We start from the raw sequence: 16,555 nt of genomic DNA, 5'->3' as shown, positions 1-16,555 counted from the left end.
GCGAACCTGACCCCGAAACCCCGCAGCGCGCAGCAGGTCGGAGTAACTCCCAAAAATCCGCCGCGCATCATCTTCGCGGATGCGCGCAACATCGCGCAGCTCCTTGTGGCACGGCTGGCGATGCAGCTTCTTCGCCATCTCCTGCACCAGCAGGATCAGCGCATCCCGCGACGGCGGCACGCGATTCGCCGCCCGCTCGCGCCGATTGCCCAGGTTCGGTTCACAGGTTCGGCGAGCCCCTTCCCCGCCGAACTCTCCCACATCCGGTTCGACCTCGGGCCGCGCCGTGTCCGTTTGCTTTTTGCTCCGTACCTTCAGCCTCGCGCATCGCCGTTCCGCGTTCCCTCGGCGAGCGTCGGTACGTGTATGCGCAGTGCGAGCAGTGTCCATGAAAACCCCCGATGAAGAATGGATAGAGAACGACTGCGAATAGTTTATCGAAAAAAGAACATCAATGCAAGGGTTTTGTTTGGCATTCCGATCGGTGATGCAATTGCTTGTGGAATAGGTGTTTGCGCGTGAAAGCGTCTGGGCGGAGCGTGACCAACCCGCCGTCCTTTCCGTGTCCTTTGTGACCTTCGTGCTCGTCGTGCCCTTCGTGCCCTTCGTGCCCTTCGTGCCCTTCGTGCCCTTTGTGACCTTTGTGACCTTCGTGGTGAAGTCCCCAGCACCCGATTCGCCCGTCACTCCGGTCCTCCCCCGTTGCCCAACGGGGGAGGTGTCATCGCGCAGCGATGACGGAGGGGGCCGTCCGGAAAACTGCTTTGTCTTCTCCGCGTCCTCTGCGACTCTGCGGTGAATCCTCTTCACTTCCCGCGCCGCCAATCCCATCCCCGCTTTTCTCTTCGTGTCCTTCGTGCTCTTCGTGGTGAAATCCCCAGCACCCGATTCGCCCATCACTCCGGTCCTCCCCCGTTGCCCAACGGGGGAGGTGTCATCGCGCAGCGATGACGGAGGGGGTGGGGAGGGGGTGGGGAGGGGGTGGGGAGGGGGTGGGGAGGGGGCTTTCCGCCAAAAACTTCTTTGCCTTCTCTGTTTTCTCTGTGGCTTTGTGGTGAAATCACCAGGCTCGAATCACGGCGGCCCTACTTCCCGCGGCGGGCATTCGCAAACCGGATCGCCGCCTCGAAGCCGTCGATCATTTTCGGGATGCTGTAGTCGCGCGTCGCCGTGAGCAGTGCTTCGGCCGACATCCCCCGGAGTTTGGGCCGATCGTTGAGGAGCGCGACGACCTTTGCCGCGAGATCCGGCACGCTGCCGTCTTCGTAGACCTCGCCGTTGATGCCGGGCCTGATGACGTCGTACTCGGGGCCGTGCTTGCTCGCGTCGTTGCAGGTGAGAACGGGGACGCCGTATCCCATGGAATGCAGCACCGACAAACCCATGTGCGAAGGGAAGACCATGAGATCGGACGAGAGGAACCAGGGCGCGAGGTTCTTCTCTTCGTAGACAGCGCCGAGGAATCGCACGCGGGGCAACTGCGCATTCGCCGGGTTCAACAGATTCAGATGCGAGGCAAGCTCGCGCAGGCGCTGCTCATCTTCGCCTCCGCCGATGATGAGAAGCTGCGTGCCGTGGTGCGACTGCGCGATGGTGGGGAGCGCTTCGAGGAGCAGATCGAGCCGGCGCAGCGGGTCGAGGCGCGCGCAGAAGATGAGCGTGGGCGGCGGGAACGGGAGCGATGGTGAACTCTGGCCGAGATCGTTGGTGCGCTGAAACGCTTCGAGATCGCGCGGGCGCGCGAGCCAGTCGCGGCGTGCCGCCTGGATCTCGGTTTGATCGATGCTGTTGGGCGCGACGAAGACGCGCTCCGGCGAAAAGCCGTCGTTGATGAGTGCTTGGCGACCCGATTCTGAGTACACAAGGATGCAGTCGGCGCGTCGTCCGAGCGCGTTGCGGATGTTGCGCCGGGCCGGAGTTTCGTTCTTCGAGACGCCGTGTCCGAAGAAGACGACGCCCATCTTGTTGCGGCGTGCTTTCAAGATGCAGAGCGGATTCTCGAGAAAGCGCACGTTCCAGTTGAGAATCACGACGTCGGCGGGGGCAGAATCTGGAGTGGAGTTGCGCGTGGTGGCAGAGGACTTGGAATCGAGCGCGGCCAGATAACCCGCGTGCCAGAAGAGTTCCGGACGCTGGAAGACTTTGCGGGCTGGTGTGAAATGTCCGTCAATTCCGACTGGATCGACATTGGGGACGTGCCCGTCCGACGAGTACTCAAGATGCAGCGAAATTGCGGGTCGAGAGGCCAATTCGCGCCACGCCGGAAGTCGATATCGAGCGAGCGCCGGCTCGCAGATGATCGTTCGGATTGGGGCTGGCGGCTCGGACATGGTTGGGAGGTTAGTCGGGTGCTTTGAGTCCTGAGTCATGTGGTCCTGCGTCCTGACTCAACCGGTGAATCTCGACGAAGGACCCAGGACAACAGGACCCAGGACCGACTCTTGCATCAGGACTGTCCCGGGTTTTCGGCTCTATAGTCGGACCCGTTTTTTTGGGGGTTGGAATGACCGTTTTCGTCGCTGAGAAACAGGCTGGGAGAACACGCGGCATGTCGCACGCTGAGCAACTGCGGAGCAAAATCGAGGGTCGCCAGGCGAAGGTCGCGGTGATCGGGCTCGGGTACGTCGGGCTGCCGCTGCTCGCGGCATTCCACGAAGCCGGTTTCCCCGTGCTCGGTTTCGACATCGATCCCGAAAAGCCGGTCCTTCTGAAAAAGGGCGAGAACTATCTGCCGCACCTCGGCGGCGATCTGTGCAAGCAGTTTGTCGGCAGCAAAAAGTTCGATGCGACGACCGATCCCAAGCGCCTCGCCGAAGCCGACGCGATCATCGTCTGCGTGCCGACGCCGCTCGGTCAGCACGGCGAACCGGATCTGAGCTTCGTGATCAACACGGGCATCATGATCGGCGCGAATTCAAATCCGAGCGGCGGCCAACTCGTCGTTCTCGAATCGACGAGCTACCCGGGCACGACGCGCGAGGACATGTTGCCCGCGATCATCAAAGAGGCGGCGAAGAAGGGCGTGAAACTCGCGCTCGGCGAAAACCTGTTCGTCGCGTTCAGCCCCGAGCGCGAAGACCCCGGCCGCAAGAGTCACACAACCACCACGATCCCGAAACTCGTCGGCGGCCTCGACGCCGAATCCGGAAAATTGGCGACGGCGCTCTATACAGGCCCGATCAAAACCGTCGTTCCGGTTTCGACCGCCGAAGTTGCTGAGGCGAGCAAGGTGTTCGAGAACGTGTTCCGCTGCGTGAACATCGCGCTCGTGAACGAACTCAAAACGATCATGGATGCGATGGGCATCAACGTGTGGGAAGTGATCGAAGCGGCCAGTACAAAGCCCTTCGGTTTTATGCCTTTTTACCCTGGACCGGGTTTGGGTGGTCACTGCATTCCGATCGATCCGTTCTATCTCACGTGGAAGGCGAAGGAGTTCAAGGTTCCGGCGCGGTTCATTGAGATCGCGGGGGAAGTCAATAATTCCATGCCGCACTATGTCGTGCACAAGGTTGCGGCGGCGTTGAATCAGCAGGGCAAGGCGACGAAGGGCGCGAAGGTTCTGGTGCTGGGGCTGGCGTACAAGCCGGACATCGCGGACACGCGCGAGAGCCCGACGTATGAGTTGATCGAGCTCTTGCTCGACATGGGCGCGAAGGTTGATTACAGCGATCCGTTCGTGAAGTACACGAAGCCGGTGCGGAAGTACAACCTCGACATGCACAGCGTCGATTTGACGCCGGAGAACCTGGCGAAATTCGACGTCGTGTTGATCTCGACGAATCACACGGCGTTCGACTACGGCGCGGTGGCGAAGGGCGCGAAGCTGGTCGTCGATACACGCAACGCGATGAAGAAGTTTGCGGGCGAGATGGGCGAGCGGCTGGTTCGCGCGTAAGGCATTCCTGCGTCCGGTTGTCACGCCGGCATGAAGACGAGATTGGTGTAGGGATAGGTTTCGAGCGGGGTGTGCTCGGAGCGCGCGCCGTTCTTGTATTCGTAGCCTTTGTAGCCGCGGGCGAGGATGTGATCGACGACGGGTCGGCTGGTGCGAGTGCCCTTGGCGGCGCCGACGTCGCCCATTTCGAGCGTGACGATGGGCCTGACTTCGCGGAGTGTTTTTTCCATGCCCTTGAGGATTTCGAGCTCGGCGCCTTCGGCATCGATCTTGAGCAGATTCGGCTTCGCGCCGGTGCGTTCGATGTAGCCGTCGATCGTGATCGCGTCGACCTGGAAGTGCTTGGGCGTGGGCGGGGGCCTGGACTTGTCGAAAGCGACTTTGCCTTTGGAGAGCGAGTTGTACGCGCTGTATTCGACGCCGAAGTCGGTGAAGTCGAGCTTGTCCTCGCGGCTGAAGCCGGCGGCGTTGACGAGCGTGACGTTCTTCAGGTGGCCGACGTTCTTCTTGAGCATCTCGAACGTGCTCGGAGTCGGATCGAACGCGTGCACGCTGCCCGAGGGTCCGACGAGATCGAACGCGAGGAGCGAGAAGTAACCGAAGTGGGAGCCCACATCGAAGAAGGTCATGCCGGGCTTGAGCAATTCGAGGAACGCGCGGGTCAGCTCTTCCTCAAAGAAGCCGTAGCGATAAATGATCGTCGAAACGCCTTCGGGGATGATCGAGTGAAACGGCGCGCCCCAGAACGTGCGGCCGGTGACGGGGAAGGCGCCGCCGCTCGCGTGAGCGCGGCGCTCGAGGATCTTGGAGCCGAGCATGCGGATCGGCCGCCTGACGGCCTTGACCGCGCCGTTTGCGCGCATGAGTTTGACGGACGATTCAAAGTCCCGGAGTGCTGCGGCGTTCATGTTCCCCTTCCCTTCGCGTGAGCAACATCTTCTCACAGAGGGCATGGAACGCCAGAGGCATGCGGCCTCAAAAAACAGAATTGCGGTATCTTCGCGCGGCAAGTGCGTGGACCGATAACTCGATTTGCCGTTGCGTAATTGAGTGAGCTGAGACGCGGATACGTTGAGAATTCGAAAGCAAGGGCAAGAGCTCTGGAAGGCTTGCGAATGAGTTCTTCGTGTGGCGTTTCAGCGTGCCTGCACTTCGATGAACTCGGCCCAGTGCGAACCCGCGCCGAGGTTGATGACGCGGTACCGGGTGGCGTGCAGGCTGGGCGCTATGAACGCCTGATCGATGTGAAAAAACGGGACGTCGCTGGGGATGAACATGCGGACGGCGGAGAAAAGTCCGGGGCCGTCGAGCTGTGCGAAGGGGACTTTGCGCGGGTAGGAGGCTGTGTAGCCGCTGCCGGCCTGGTCGTATGCGTTTTCCATGTCGCCGGTGAGATGCTTGAGGCTGCGGCTGCCTCGCGGAATGTTGAAGTCGCCCATCATGACGTCGGGAGAAGGGAAGCCGCGGCGGCGGAGCTGCTCGGCGGGGACGTTGATCCACTGGGGCTCGCCCTTTGAGTCGGGCTCGGCGGAAAGGACGGTTGCGGTTCCCTGCCACGACTCGAGGGTTGCGATGGCCTGCTTGGTGACGTTCTGCCTGCTGAGCGAGGGATCGCTGGGCAGGTCCATGAGCCAGACGACGAAGGGCTGGCCGGTTCCCTGTTTCACGGTTCCTTCGGAGTCGAAGACGAGGTACATGGAGTAGCCGGGATCGTTGGTCTCGTAGCGGCCGCTCTGTTTCCGGAGATCGAACCCGACGCCCGGTTCGATATTCAGCGTGGTGAAGCCCCACTCGCGGAGCGTGAGCCGGGTGTGAACGAGGAAGATGCCGGCGAGGAACGTGGTGTACTTGTGATTGTCTGCGGATTCTTTTCCGAGCGATTTGAAATCATTGACGACGGACCAGTTGGGCTGGTTGGAAACGACGATGAGATCGGCATCGATCTGTCGGAGCTGGTCCATCCAGCCGTCGCGGACGCGGCCGCCGATATTCCAGAAGAGGAGCGTGTTGTCGATCTGGCCGTGTTTGCGGCCGGTGGAGGTGAGGCCCCATTCGCGGAGCATGTTGTGCTCGAAGAGCGCGGACCAGGCGGCGCAGAGGAACCACGCGAAGCAGAGGAGGACGTAGGGGTTCCTCGGGTAACGCTTGTAGAAAGGGGGACGGTTTTCGGGGGGGCCGCCGGATTTGAGTTGCTCGTAGCCTCGGAGAAAGAACTGGATGGAGAGGGCGAAGGCGCAGGCGAGGCCTGCCACCAGGATGGTGAAGATGCTGGGAATCCAGTAGATGAATTGCGACCAGCGAAAGGAGTCGTTGAAGACTCTGCCCACAAGCCACACGCACAGGAGGAGCAGCCCGAGAGTCCAGAGCGCGGCGCTGACGACGCGGCAAGTTGTGAGGGCGGCACGGACCATGGGCGGAATCATTCGCGTCGCGAGAAGCGGAGGGCTGCCGGAGTGTACCGCGGGGGATTGCCTTGTGCGGGTCGGTGGGCACAGGGCTGGCGCGACATCGAGCGGACGTGAAGATTTCGGTCAGGAGAATCGCGAGAAGACGCGGCAATCAGCCGGGGGTGTTGGAAGGCTTTGCGGCTGGCCCGAGATCGAGGTGCAGGATTGCGGCAGCGTGATTGCGGAAGCGTGCGGGGATCATCTGCACGGCTTCGGTGAGAGCTTCGGGCATGACGGTGCGGATGAGAATCGCGTAGAGCGCGGAGTAGAAGATGCCGTTGGCACCAAAGAGAAGGAATTCGGCGGCGGAGACGCCGAAGCGCTCTCCGAGAATCCGAACGAAGGCGTGACGGACGGAATCATCGACGACCGTGTCGGTGGCGATCGTGAGCGCGCCCGCGAGCAGGCCGAGCGACCAGACCGTGAGCGCGTTCCGGACGACTTCGCGGCGGCCGACGCCCAGAGGCTTGAGCGCGACGACGAGGTGGAGGAGACTCGAGATCACTCCGAAGCTCGCGGTGGCGATGGCGATGTAGACACCGGAGAGCCAGACGCGCTCGGTGACGTACGGCCAGAACGAAGAATCGGCGAGCGCGAGGAAGATGGCGAGATCGAGCTGGGGCTTGCCGATCAGCGTCCCGATGTAGGCGGAGGCCATCGTGCCGATCGCGAGGAGCAGCAGCCCGACGCCCCAGGCGCGGAACTGTCCCCGCGCCTGCTGCACGGCGAGGCTGATGCAGAGCAGGACGTTAATGGCGTAACCGGCGCCGATGATCTGGACGGGGAGGATGCTGGCGGCCCAGCGCTGGCGCCAGACGAGAAACTCGAATGGCCGGTAGGTGGCGGCAAGGCCGATCGACATGAACGTGGCGAGCAGGCTGACTTGGCGGAGCGTGCGCAGGACCGCGGCGCGCTTGCGGTCTTCTTCATCCGCGAGACGGGTGAAGACCGGAACGAGCACCTGATTGATGTTGGTCGAGAGCAGGCTGCCGACCTGGACGACGATCAAGAAGGTGAACGCGTAGATGCCGACGACTTCGAGCGGGGCCTCGAGCCCGATCATGGCGCTCGAACTCTGGTTCATGCCGGCGATGCCGAGTGCCGCGACGAGCGCCCAGCGCGAGCGCAGAAAGAGTTCCCACCATTGGTTGGTGTGCGGCGCAAGAGCCCAGGGCCGGTGGCGGCAGTAGTAGAGCGCCAGCACGTTCTCGACGAGGGCGCAGAGCACGTTCGGGAGAATAAATGAGAGCGGGCCAAGACCGAAATAGGCGAAGGTGACCGAGGAGACGTAGCGGACCATCGCGCTCGAGGTCATGACCGAGGCGTTCTCGCGATAGCGCATGTCGGCGAGGAGCTTGGTGAGGAGGATGCCGCCGACGGTCCCGAGCGGGATGCTCCAGCCGATGATGGCGAGCATGAGGATGAGCCGGTTGTCGTTATAGAGGCTGGCGAAGGGGAAAGCGGCGGCGGTGAGCAGGACGGCCAAGACCGAGTTGAACGCGAGCGCCATCCAGAAGCACGGGCCCAGGAGGCGGTCGTGTTGATCGTGGTGTTTGAGAAGGATCTGGCGGACGCCGCCGTCGCGGAGGACGGAGGCGATGCCGCTGATGGCGAGCGCGATTCCGACGATTCCGAAATCGGATTTGGTGAGCCACCAGGCGAGAAAGATCTGCGAGACGAAGCTGCCGATACGGGTGGCGACCGTGTTGGCGATCATCCAGACCGAGCCGCGCAGAACCTTGCTTGCGTAGCCGGAGTCCGGCTTTGGCGCGGCGGCGCTCTGGGGATTTGCTTCTTCGGGATTGGCGATGGAACGGCTCAACGCGGGGCTGGAGCGTAAGGGAGGAAGAAATGGAAACGGCGAAGAACGGGTCGGTCCGTCAAAATCCGGTGGTGTTTCCGAACGTGTTTCGGAGGTCGAAGAAGCACGCACCGAGCTTATAGGACACGGACGCGTCACCGACGCATCGGGTGATCGCGCTTGAGGAAGAACACGTCCATCTGCCAGAGGGTGTCGTCGGCGGGCCGGCGGGAAAGGCCCATGACATCGTGCCAGACGTAATCGTGCTGCGACATGAATTTCATGACGTCTTCGATGAGCGGCATGTGCGGTAAGAAATCAATAAAACTGACTTCGAGCAGGAGCGCCGGCCCGGACTTGAGAGCGTTCTCGGCGCCCTTGAGCACTTCGAGTTCGAAACCCTGCACGTCGAGCTTCAGGAAGTCGGGCTTTGGGATCTCGCCCGAAGCGATCAGTTCGTCGAGGACGTACATCTCGGCGGTGGCGTTGCCGGAGGATTTGGTGTCGCTGAGCAGAGAGGTCTGCGTGTTTTCGTCGGAGTAAGTGACGGTGTCGCGCTTGGGGCCGAGGAAGCCGAGCTTGTACTGAAAGTTGGGGATTTCGCTCTTGACCTTTTCGAGGCTCGGCTGTTCTCGCTTGTTGGGCTCGAACGAGACGATCCGGGATTCGGGGAAAACCTCGTGGGCCATGCGGGCCCACTCGCCCCGGGCGGCGCCGATATCGAAGATCACGGCGGGGTTGAATCCGAGCGTTGCGAGGTGACGCATCCGGGTCGGCATGTCGAGATGGCGCATGGTCGGGATGAACTGGAGGGCGGCGCCGCGGAGCGCCTCCTTTCCCGACCGCGGGAGAACCTTGTTGAGAATCTTGTGGGCGGACCTGGACATCGTGGTCTCCGTTCCAATGCGATAGCGAACGCCCCGGGGGCGTTGACGTCACTTTATCGGTCCGCGCGAGGGGGTGGGATTCGACGGATTGCGGACCCGATTCGCGTCAGGGCGGGGGCTCGCCCCCGGGAAGCGGGAGCGCGGTTTCCAGGACCCAATCCCAGGTAAGAGGCGGGACGGGCGTGGGGATATCGAGACGCCGGCGCAAACGCTCCGCCCAACAGGCGTGGGCGTTTTCGATGCTGTGGAATTTGACGAAGCGTTTGGCTGCCGGATGGGGCGTGAACTGAACGGACGCTTCGAGCGCCTCGCGCAGCGAGCGTGTGACGTTGTCCTGGTCGCGAACGGTGCAGGCGGTTCCGAGCGCGAAGCGGCGGCATGTTTCGCCGGGCCAGCCGAGATCGGACGAAAGAATGGGCCGACCCTGCGCGGCGGCGCGGATGAGGATGCTGGCGGAGCCGAGATGGCGCCGATAGGTGACGCCGACGAGATCCGCCGCGGCGATGGAAAGGACCATCTGCTCGTCGGAGACGTAGCCGTCGCGGGAGATGATGCGGCCGGAGCGGACGAGGTCGGCGGCCTCGCCTTCGAGGAGGGATCTGATTTCGGGCATGTGCGTGCCGACGAGCAGGAGCCGATCGTCGCTCGAGAGCGATGCGGCGAGGAACGCGCGGATGAGGATGTCGACGCCCTTGCGTTCATCGAGACGTCCGACGCAGGAGATGAGCCGGCCCGACTCTTCGATGCCGAGGCGGCGGCGCGCTTCGGCTTTTCCGACGTGCGGGATCGCCTCAACGGGATCGGGCGAGAGAACGGTGCGAGCCGCGATGCTCGGGGTGAGCGCGCGGAACGAACGCATGAGGAGGGGATCGATGATGTGGAGCGTCTTGAGCGAAGTTGCGCCCAGGAGCGCGGCCCAGGCGCGGCGCTTGGCCCAGCGCCTGGCGCTGCGACTCATTGAGCCGCGATCGAGATAGACCCAGGAGGCGCCCATCACCATCGCCTCGAGCTCGGTTCGAGCGAGCGCGGGGGCGAGCAGCGCGAGCCTGCGAGCGCCGAGCATCTCGAGGGCGCCGTCGCTCGAGGGCGCGATGATGTGATCGGGCCTGAGATCCGCGGCGGCGCGGGCGAGCGAGGCGGCGGTGTTCCAGGCGAAGCCGAGCTTGCCCGTCGGATCGGCTTCGGGGTAGCGCTCGACCATTTCGAAGCGGGACGCGAGCGGCGCGAGCTGCTCCGGATAGGTTTCGCACTGGGCCGCGCCTGGGCTGGTGGCGAGAGAGATCCTGACCGGGAGCGGGGCGAGCGCGCTGATGACGTGTTTCACATAGGTGAAGCGGTGGCCTCTCGGGCAGGGCTCAAAGATGACAACGTGCATCGGGCTCCTTGGGCGAAGTTCGGGAGCCACAGTATCGGCGTTCGAGAGGGGGGGCTAGCGTTTGGGCCGGTGCTCGAATGCGTAGCGGATGGCCGCTTCCATGCCGTCCACCATCTTTGTCAGGCTGTATTCCTGCGTGGCGGTGCGGAAGGCGCTTGCTTTCATACGGTCCAGCCGTTCGCGGTCGGAGAGCACGCTACCGACGATGTGGGCGAGGGCATCGACCGAGCCGTCCTGATAGGTCATGCCATTGATCCAGGGCTGGAGCGCATCCACCTCCGGCGCCCACGATGGCTCGTAGTCGGTCGTGATCACGGGCAGGCCGTATCCCATCGCGTGGAGAAGGCTGAGCCCGACGTTTCGCGGATACACAAAAAGATCGGAACTGAGGAACCAAGGTGCGAGCTCTGATTCTTCGTAGATGGGGCCGGTGAAAATGGTGCGGTCGTCGATGCCGCAGTCTTTTGCGACGGCGCGGAGGTTGGCGTCCTCCATTCCGCCGCCGACGATCACGATGCGGAGATCGGGGTAGGTTTTTCGAAGGATCGCGCCGGCCTGGAGGAGCATGTCGGTGCGGTTTTCGGGGCTGAGGCGCGAGACGAAAAGGAGAACGGGGCCGGGGAGGAGGCCGTGCTGCTCCTTGAACTTCTGGAGTTCGTCGGGCTTTGCGCGCCAGGCGTCGCGTGCGGCCTGGACCTCGCGCTGATCGAGCGAGTTGGCGGCGACGAACGCGCGTTCGGGGCGGCCGTTTCGTTCGACGAAGCGGTTGCGAGCGGTGGCGCCGTAGAAGACGAGCGCGGTGGCGAGATTTCCTGTGCTGTCGCGCAGGAAGCGACGCGAATAGGACTCTCGCTTGGAGTAACCGTGACCCCAGAGGACGGTGGGGATGCCGCGCCTTTGGGCGAGCAGAAGCATCGGAACCAGGCTGAGATAGCGGGTGTTCCAGCCGCCCATGATCACATCGAAACGAGAAAGATCGACGAGATCGATTTGGGCCTGACGCCAGATCAGGTGCGGCCGCTTGAGGATGGTGCGGGAACGGATCGATTCACCGTCGAAGCCCTCGGGCTCGACGTTCTTGACCGGTTCGTCGGCGGAGAAGAACAGGCGGAACTTGATGCCGGACCGGGAAGAGAGCTCGCGGAAGACGGGTAGGCGGTACTTGGGGAGCGCCGGCTGGAACATGCAGAGGCGGATCGTGGGGGCGTCCTGCTGCGGAGTTGTCGCCGGAGTGGAGGTCATTTCGCGCGATGTTCCTTTGCTTGGCGACCGACGCTGAAATAGGTGAAGCCACGGGCGAACATGTCATCGGGCCGGTAGAGATTGCGGCCGTCGAAGATCGTTCGGGACTTGAGTGCCGCACCGAGGCGGTCGAAATCGGGGCTTTTGAAATCGTCCCAGTCGGTGCAGATGACGAGCGCATCGGCGTCCGTCGCGGCCTCGTACATGTCGCCGACGATCCGCGGCGCGGAACCGAGCTCGGCGCTTGCGGTTTCGGCGGCGACGGGGTCGAACGCGGTGACGGATGCGCCGGCGCGGAGCGCCTTGGCGATGAGCGTGAGCGCGGGGGCCTCGCGCACGTCGTCGGTGCGGGGCTTGAACGCGAGGCCCCAGAAGGCGAGCTTTTTGCCTTTCAGACTGCCGTCCCCCGTCGATGCGAAATGCGATTCGATGCGCGAGAAGAAGCGGTCGCGTTGCCTCTGGTTGGTGTCGTGAACGGCTTGGCTGACGGAGACGGGAACGCCGGCGACCTGGCCCATGGCGATGCAGGCGAGGGTGTCTTTGGGGAAGCAGGAGCCCCCGTAACCGAGGCCTGGGTAGAGGAATTGAGAACCGATGCGCTTATCGGCGCACATCCCTTCGCGGACCTTGCCGATGTCGGCCCCGTATGCCTCGCAGAGGTTTGCCATCTCGTTGATGAAGGAGATCTTCGTGGCGAGGAAGTTATTGCTGGCGTACTTGACCATTTCGGAAGAAAGGATGTCCATCAGGAAGATGGGGTGGCCGTTGCGGACGAAGGGGTCGTAGAGGCGGCGGAAGAGCGCGCCGGCTTCGTCGGACTCGACGCCGACGACCACGCGATCGGGCTTGTTGAAGTCGTTGATCGCGTCGCCTTCCTTGAGGAACTCGGGGTTGTTTGCGACGTGGAACTGCGCGGACGGCACGGCGGCGCGGATGCGGTCGCGAACCTTGAGCGTCGTGCCGACGGGAACGGTGGATTTCACAACAACAGTGCGCGGTTTTCCGGGGAAGCGGCTAAACGCGGCGGCGATATCGTCGGCGGCGGCGAGGACGTACTTGAGATCGGCGTGTCCGGCGTCGTCGCTGGGCGTGCCCACGCAGATGAAAATGATCTCCGCGTCCTTGTACGCCTCGGTCGGGTCGGTTGTGAAGTGGAGGCGACCGTTCTTGATGTTGCGTTCGAGGAGTTCTTCGAGCCCGGGCTCGTAGATCGGGCAGCGTCCCTCGCGGAGGGATTCGATTTTCCGGGCGTCCACGTCGAAGCAGGTGACGTCGTTACCGGTTCCGGCGAAGCAGACACCGGTGACGAGGCCGACGTAACCAGTTCCGACCATCGTTAGTCGCACGTGGGATGGGCTCCAAAGCGTTTGAAGTGGTGGATCCGCCGGGCGAAGTCGGCCGGCGCCTCTGTCCCGGAGACGAGGAGAAGGAGGATAGCCGACGAACCACCGACCAACGCCGCACCGAGAGGCCTATTGCCGGTCTCAAATATGCGGATTCCGGAAGAGAAGGATGCAAGTGTTCGCGCGTCTTTTTTGGAACCCGAACGCATAAACTCCCGACCCTATGGCGAACGCCCCATCCGTACAAACCACTCCGATTGACTGGGCGAATGCCCGCGTGGCGATCACCGGCGGCGCCGGCTTTCTGGGGCGCGCGGTGCAGGAGCGGTTGAGGGCGCGGGGCGTCAAGCCGGGGAATGTTTTCATTCCAAGGCGGAAAGATTTCGACCTGACCGACCGCGCGGACTGCGCGCGGCTCTATCGCACGGCATTCGGCCAGCAGAAGGTGGACGTGATGATCCATCTCGCGGCAGAAGTCGGCGGCATCGGCGCGAACCAGGCGAACCCGGGGCGATATTTCTTTGCGAACATGGCGATGGCGCTGCACCTGATTGAAGAGGCTCGGCTGGACGCCATGAGCGAGCGGGGAGGCAAGTTCATCCAGGTCGGAACGATCTGCGCCTATCCGAAGTTTGCGCCGATCCCGTTCAAGGAAGATGACTTGTGGAACGGGTATCCGGAAGAAACCAACGCGCCGTACGGCGTCGCGAAGAAGGCGGCGTGGCAGATGCTCGACGCGTACAAGCTGCAGTACGGATTCCGCGGCGCGTTCGTCTTGCCGGTGAATCTGTACGGGCCGTACGACAACTTCGATCTCAAGAGCAGCCACGTGATTCCGGCGCTGATCAGAAAGTGCGTCGAAGCGCAGGCGCGGGGCGACAAGGAGATCGTGTGCTGGGGAACGGGGAGCGCGAGCCGCGAGTTTTTGTATGTGGATGACGCGGCGGAGGGGATCTGCCGCGCCGCGGATGTGATGAACGATCCGGACCCGATCAACCTCGGCGCGAGCTTTGAGATCACGATCAAGGATTTGGTGGAGTTGATCGTGAAGCTGACGGGCTTCAAGGGCGGGATCGTGTGGGATTCGACAAAGCCGGACGGTCAGCCCCGCCGGAAGCTGTCGGTGGAAAAAGCCGAAAAACTGCTTGGATGGAAGAGCCAGGTGACGTTTGAAGAGGGGCTGAAGAAGACAATCGACTGGTACCGGGCGAATCCGAGCCGGTGAGCGGCAGGGCGGTGGTGAGGAATGAGCATCGCGAGAGATTGGGGGGAAACTACCGCATCGGCTGAGTGGAGCGGGCTTCCAAAGGAGCTTCGTGACGCGCTGGCGCGAGAGCTCGATCCGGACGAAAAACTGCTTTGGGCGGGATGTCCGGTTGCGTGGCGCGTCGCGATCGGCGGAATGACGGCGTCGGTGTTCCTTGCGATCGTGGCGCTTTTGTTCGGAATCGCTTTCTTCGGAATCGCATTGGACCTTTGGCACGAATTCGAAAAGTTGCGTTCGGCGGGGCTTGCGCCATCACCAATCGATGGGCCGACGAAAGGCCGGCTTTTGGTTGCGGCGTCGCTGGGCGTTGTCATCACGGCCTCGGGTCTTTTTCTGTTGCTCTCGCCGCTGAGGATTCTCGCGAACGCAAAGAAGATGATTTATGCGCTCACGAACACGCGGGTGCTGGTTGTTTGCGTTTCGCGACGAGGGCGCGTGCGTGTGAGGTCGCTCGAACCCGGACATCCGCTGGAGTTGACGCGGCTGGAGCATCGCGACGGGAGCGGAACGATCGTGATCGGGGCGAGGGTGCCGGGGAATACTTCACGCGAGTTTTCGCTCATCGGAACCCGCGAGCCGCGTGAAGTCGAGCGGCGAATCCGGCAGACGTTTGGCCCCAAATGATTTCCTGTTCATCGCACGGCGATGTGCAGACGCGAGCGAGGGGCATTTTTTGCGTATCGGAGCGGGTCTGGTTCGAGGGTCCGGTGGGGGAATGGCGAGAAGTGTGCCGGATTTCTCGCTCTCCTGTTGCGAGATTTGACTGTCATGCGACATTGGTGGGTGCCGGGAAGCCGGCGCGGGGCCAAACATGACAGTCGCCGAATCTCTTCAGGAACGGCTGGGAAGGGCGTACAACATCAAGTACCCCGGGGAGAAGCTGCCTCCGGCGCCGGTGCTGAGGCCGGATGCGGTTTCGACGAGCCGGAACGATGATGTCGCGAGGCTGCTCCGCGATGAAAAGGGACGGGTGCTTGAGATCGGTTGCAACACGGGCTCGTTGAGTGAGGCGCTGGCGGGCAGATTCGAGCACATCACGGGGATCGATATTTCGAGTACTGCGGTGGAGGCGGCGAAAAGGCGCGCGCAGAGCAAGCCCGAGCTGCGCGAGAAGCTGGATTTCCATGTTGCGAGCGCGGATCAGCCGCTGCCGTTTGCGGACAAGAGCTTTGATGTTGTGCTCGGGATTGCGGTGCTCGAGCACCTTGTATTCATTTACGAAGCGCTCGATGAGTGGAGGCGTGTGTGCAAGCCGAACGGGTGTCTGATCCTGTGCGTGCCGAATCTTGCGTATGTGAAGCATGTGGTGGATCTGGTGCGCGGGCGTCAGCCAATGACGGGGAGCCCGAGCCGGGATGCGGAGTATTGCCGCGAGCACGGGTGGGACGGGCATCACCTGCACTATTTCACGAAATCGTCTTTGACGAGTCTTCTGCGGCACGTGGGGTTTGAACCGGAAGAGTGGACGGGGGACGGGGCGTATGCGAAATACCGCCGGTGGTACATCAATTTCGTGGGGAACCTGACGGTGCGGGCGCGGAGGGTTGAGGATCGGAAGTCCTGAGTCCTGAGTCCTGAGTCCTGAGTCCTGAGTCCTGCGCGTGCCAGAGACTCCATGCATGGCGCTCGGCCTTTGCCGATGCGAGCGGCTGCGCCGGATCGCCGATAATGAGGGGAATGGATCGGGACGCTTCGGACAACGCGGCGAGCGCGAAGGCGGGGGACGCGACTCCGATCGGCAGCACATGGGGCGCAGCCGGGAATCTTGTGCGCGTGATCTGGATGCTGGTGGGGCGGACGCTTTTGAGGATGAGTTTCGAGGGCGCGCACGGGTATCGCGCGTGGCTGCTGAGGAGATTCGGGGCAAAGGTGGGTCGGGGAGTGGAGATCGCGCGGAGCTGCCGCGTCGAGATCCCGTGGACGCTCGATATCCGCGACGGCGTTCGGATCGGCGAGCGGGCGATTCTGTATTCGCTCGGGACGATCACGATCGGCGAGGGGACGGTGGTGAGTCATTTCGCGCACTTGTGCGCGGGCTCGCACGACTACACAAAGCGGACGTTTGATCTGACTCGGCCGCCGATCACGATCGGCGCGCGGTGCTGGATCGGGCCGGATGCGTTTGTGGGACCGGGCGTGAAGGTCGCGGACGAGACGATCATCGAGGCGCGTGCGTGCGTGTTCAAGGACACGGAAGCGGGAAAGACGTACGCGGGGAATCCCGCGAAGGCGGTCACCATAGAGGCACCGAGGCACGGAGAAGAAAAAACTTGAAGAAGATGCAAACGGAGCGTT

14 protein-coding genes are annotated in these 16,555 nt (G+C 62.8%); 5 read left to right on the top strand and 9 right to left on the bottom strand.

Annotation, left to right across the window (positions count from 1 at the left end):
* On the bottom strand, window positions 1-180 hold a 180-nt coding region (locus KF691_16215), incomplete at its 3' end, for a hypothetical protein (protein ID MBX3390996.1).
* Between the two features lie 905 nt (window positions 181-1,085).
* Window positions 1,086-2,330 carry a glycosyltransferase family 4 protein gene (locus KF691_16210; protein ID MBX3390995.1) on the bottom strand — a complete coding sequence of 415 codons (1,245 nt, stop codon included), beginning with the start codon at window positions 2,328-2,330 and terminating at the stop codon, window positions 1,086-1,088.
* A gap of 218 nt (window positions 2,331-2,548) precedes the next feature.
* Here KF691_16210 and KF691_16205 point away from each other — a divergent pair, with 218 nt between their 5' ends.
* The gene (locus tag KF691_16205; GenBank protein ID MBX3390994.1) at window positions 2,549-3,898 is read left to right on the top strand and encodes a nucleotide sugar dehydrogenase; all 1,350 of its coding nucleotides are present in this window, start codon (window positions 2,549-2,551) and stop codon (window positions 3,896-3,898) included.
* 20 nt (window positions 3,899-3,918) lie between these two features.
* On the opposite strand, the gene KF691_16200 is transcribed toward KF691_16205, so the two are convergent.
* From KF691_16200 to KF691_16170, 7 genes are all read right to left on the bottom strand, one after another.
* Entirely contained in the window at window positions 3,919-4,806 is an 888-nt protein-coding gene (locus tag KF691_16200) for an FkbM family methyltransferase (protein MBX3390993.1), read from the bottom strand.
* 228 nt (window positions 4,807-5,034) lie between these two features.
* Window positions 5,035-6,309 carry a hypothetical protein gene (locus tag KF691_16195; protein ID MBX3390992.1) on the bottom strand — a complete coding sequence of 425 codons (1,275 nt, stop codon included), beginning with the start codon at window positions 6,307-6,309 and terminating at the stop codon, window positions 5,035-5,037.
* Between the two features lie 148 nt (window positions 6,310-6,457).
* Window positions 6,458-8,167, bottom strand: a complete 1,710-nt coding sequence (locus KF691_16190) for an oligosaccharide flippase family protein (protein MBX3390991.1) — start codon at window positions 8,165-8,167, stop codon at window positions 6,458-6,460.
* A gap of 134 nt (window positions 8,168-8,301) precedes the next feature.
* On the bottom strand, window positions 8,302-9,033 hold the full coding sequence (locus tag KF691_16185) for an FkbM family methyltransferase (GenBank protein ID MBX3390990.1): 732 nt from the start codon (window positions 9,031-9,033) through the stop codon (window positions 8,302-8,304).
* A 106-nt stretch (window positions 9,034-9,139) separates the two neighbouring features.
* Entirely contained in the window at window positions 9,140-10,408 is a 1,269-nt protein-coding gene (locus tag KF691_16180) for a glycosyltransferase (GenBank protein ID MBX3390989.1), read from the bottom strand.
* Between the two features lie 54 nt (window positions 10,409-10,462).
* Window positions 10,463-11,650 (bottom strand): glycosyltransferase family 4 protein, encoded by a 1,188-nt coding sequence (locus tag KF691_16175; protein ID MBX3390988.1) that lies wholly within the window; start codon window positions 11,648-11,650, stop codon window positions 10,463-10,465.
* Window positions 11,647-12,996, bottom strand: a complete 1,350-nt coding sequence (locus tag KF691_16170) for a UDP-glucose/GDP-mannose dehydrogenase family protein (GenBank protein ID MBX3390987.1) — start codon at window positions 12,994-12,996, stop codon at window positions 11,647-11,649. The genes KF691_16175 and KF691_16170 overlap by 4 nt, the downstream gene beginning before the upstream one ends.
* A gap of 220 nt (window positions 12,997-13,216) precedes the next feature.
* Here KF691_16170 and KF691_16165 point away from each other — a divergent pair, with 220 nt between their 5' ends.
* The 4 genes from KF691_16165 (at window position 13,217) to KF691_16150 (ending at window position 16,534) form a co-directional block, all read left to right on the top strand.
* The gene (locus tag KF691_16165; GenBank protein ID MBX3390986.1) at window positions 13,217-14,218 is read left to right on the top strand and encodes a GDP-L-fucose synthase; all 1,002 of its coding nucleotides are present in this window, start codon (window positions 13,217-13,219) and stop codon (window positions 14,216-14,218) included.
* Window positions 14,219-14,239: 21 nt separating this feature from the next.
* Window positions 14,240-14,884 (top strand): hypothetical protein, encoded by a 645-nt coding sequence (locus tag KF691_16160; GenBank protein ID MBX3390985.1) that lies wholly within the window; start codon window positions 14,240-14,242, stop codon window positions 14,882-14,884.
* A gap of 187 nt (window positions 14,885-15,071) precedes the next feature.
* Window positions 15,072-15,824 carry a methyltransferase domain-containing protein gene (locus KF691_16155; protein ID MBX3390984.1) on the top strand — a complete coding sequence of 251 codons (753 nt, stop codon included), beginning with the start codon at window positions 15,072-15,074 and terminating at the stop codon, window positions 15,822-15,824.
* Between the two features lie 113 nt (window positions 15,825-15,937).
* Window positions 15,938-16,534, top strand: coding sequence for a hypothetical protein (locus tag KF691_16150; protein ID MBX3390983.1), 597 nt, complete (start codon window positions 15,938-15,940; stop codon window positions 16,532-16,534).
* Window positions 16,535-16,555 lie beyond the last annotated feature (21 nt).

It is taken from the genome of Phycisphaeraceae bacterium (genome assembly GCA_019636555.1).
Classification (GTDB): Bacteria; Planctomycetota; Phycisphaerae; order Phycisphaerales; family UBA1924; genus JAFEBO01.
The sequence above is the reverse complement of the archived record's forward strand: the minus strand, read 5'-3'. Positions and strand labels throughout refer to the sequence as shown.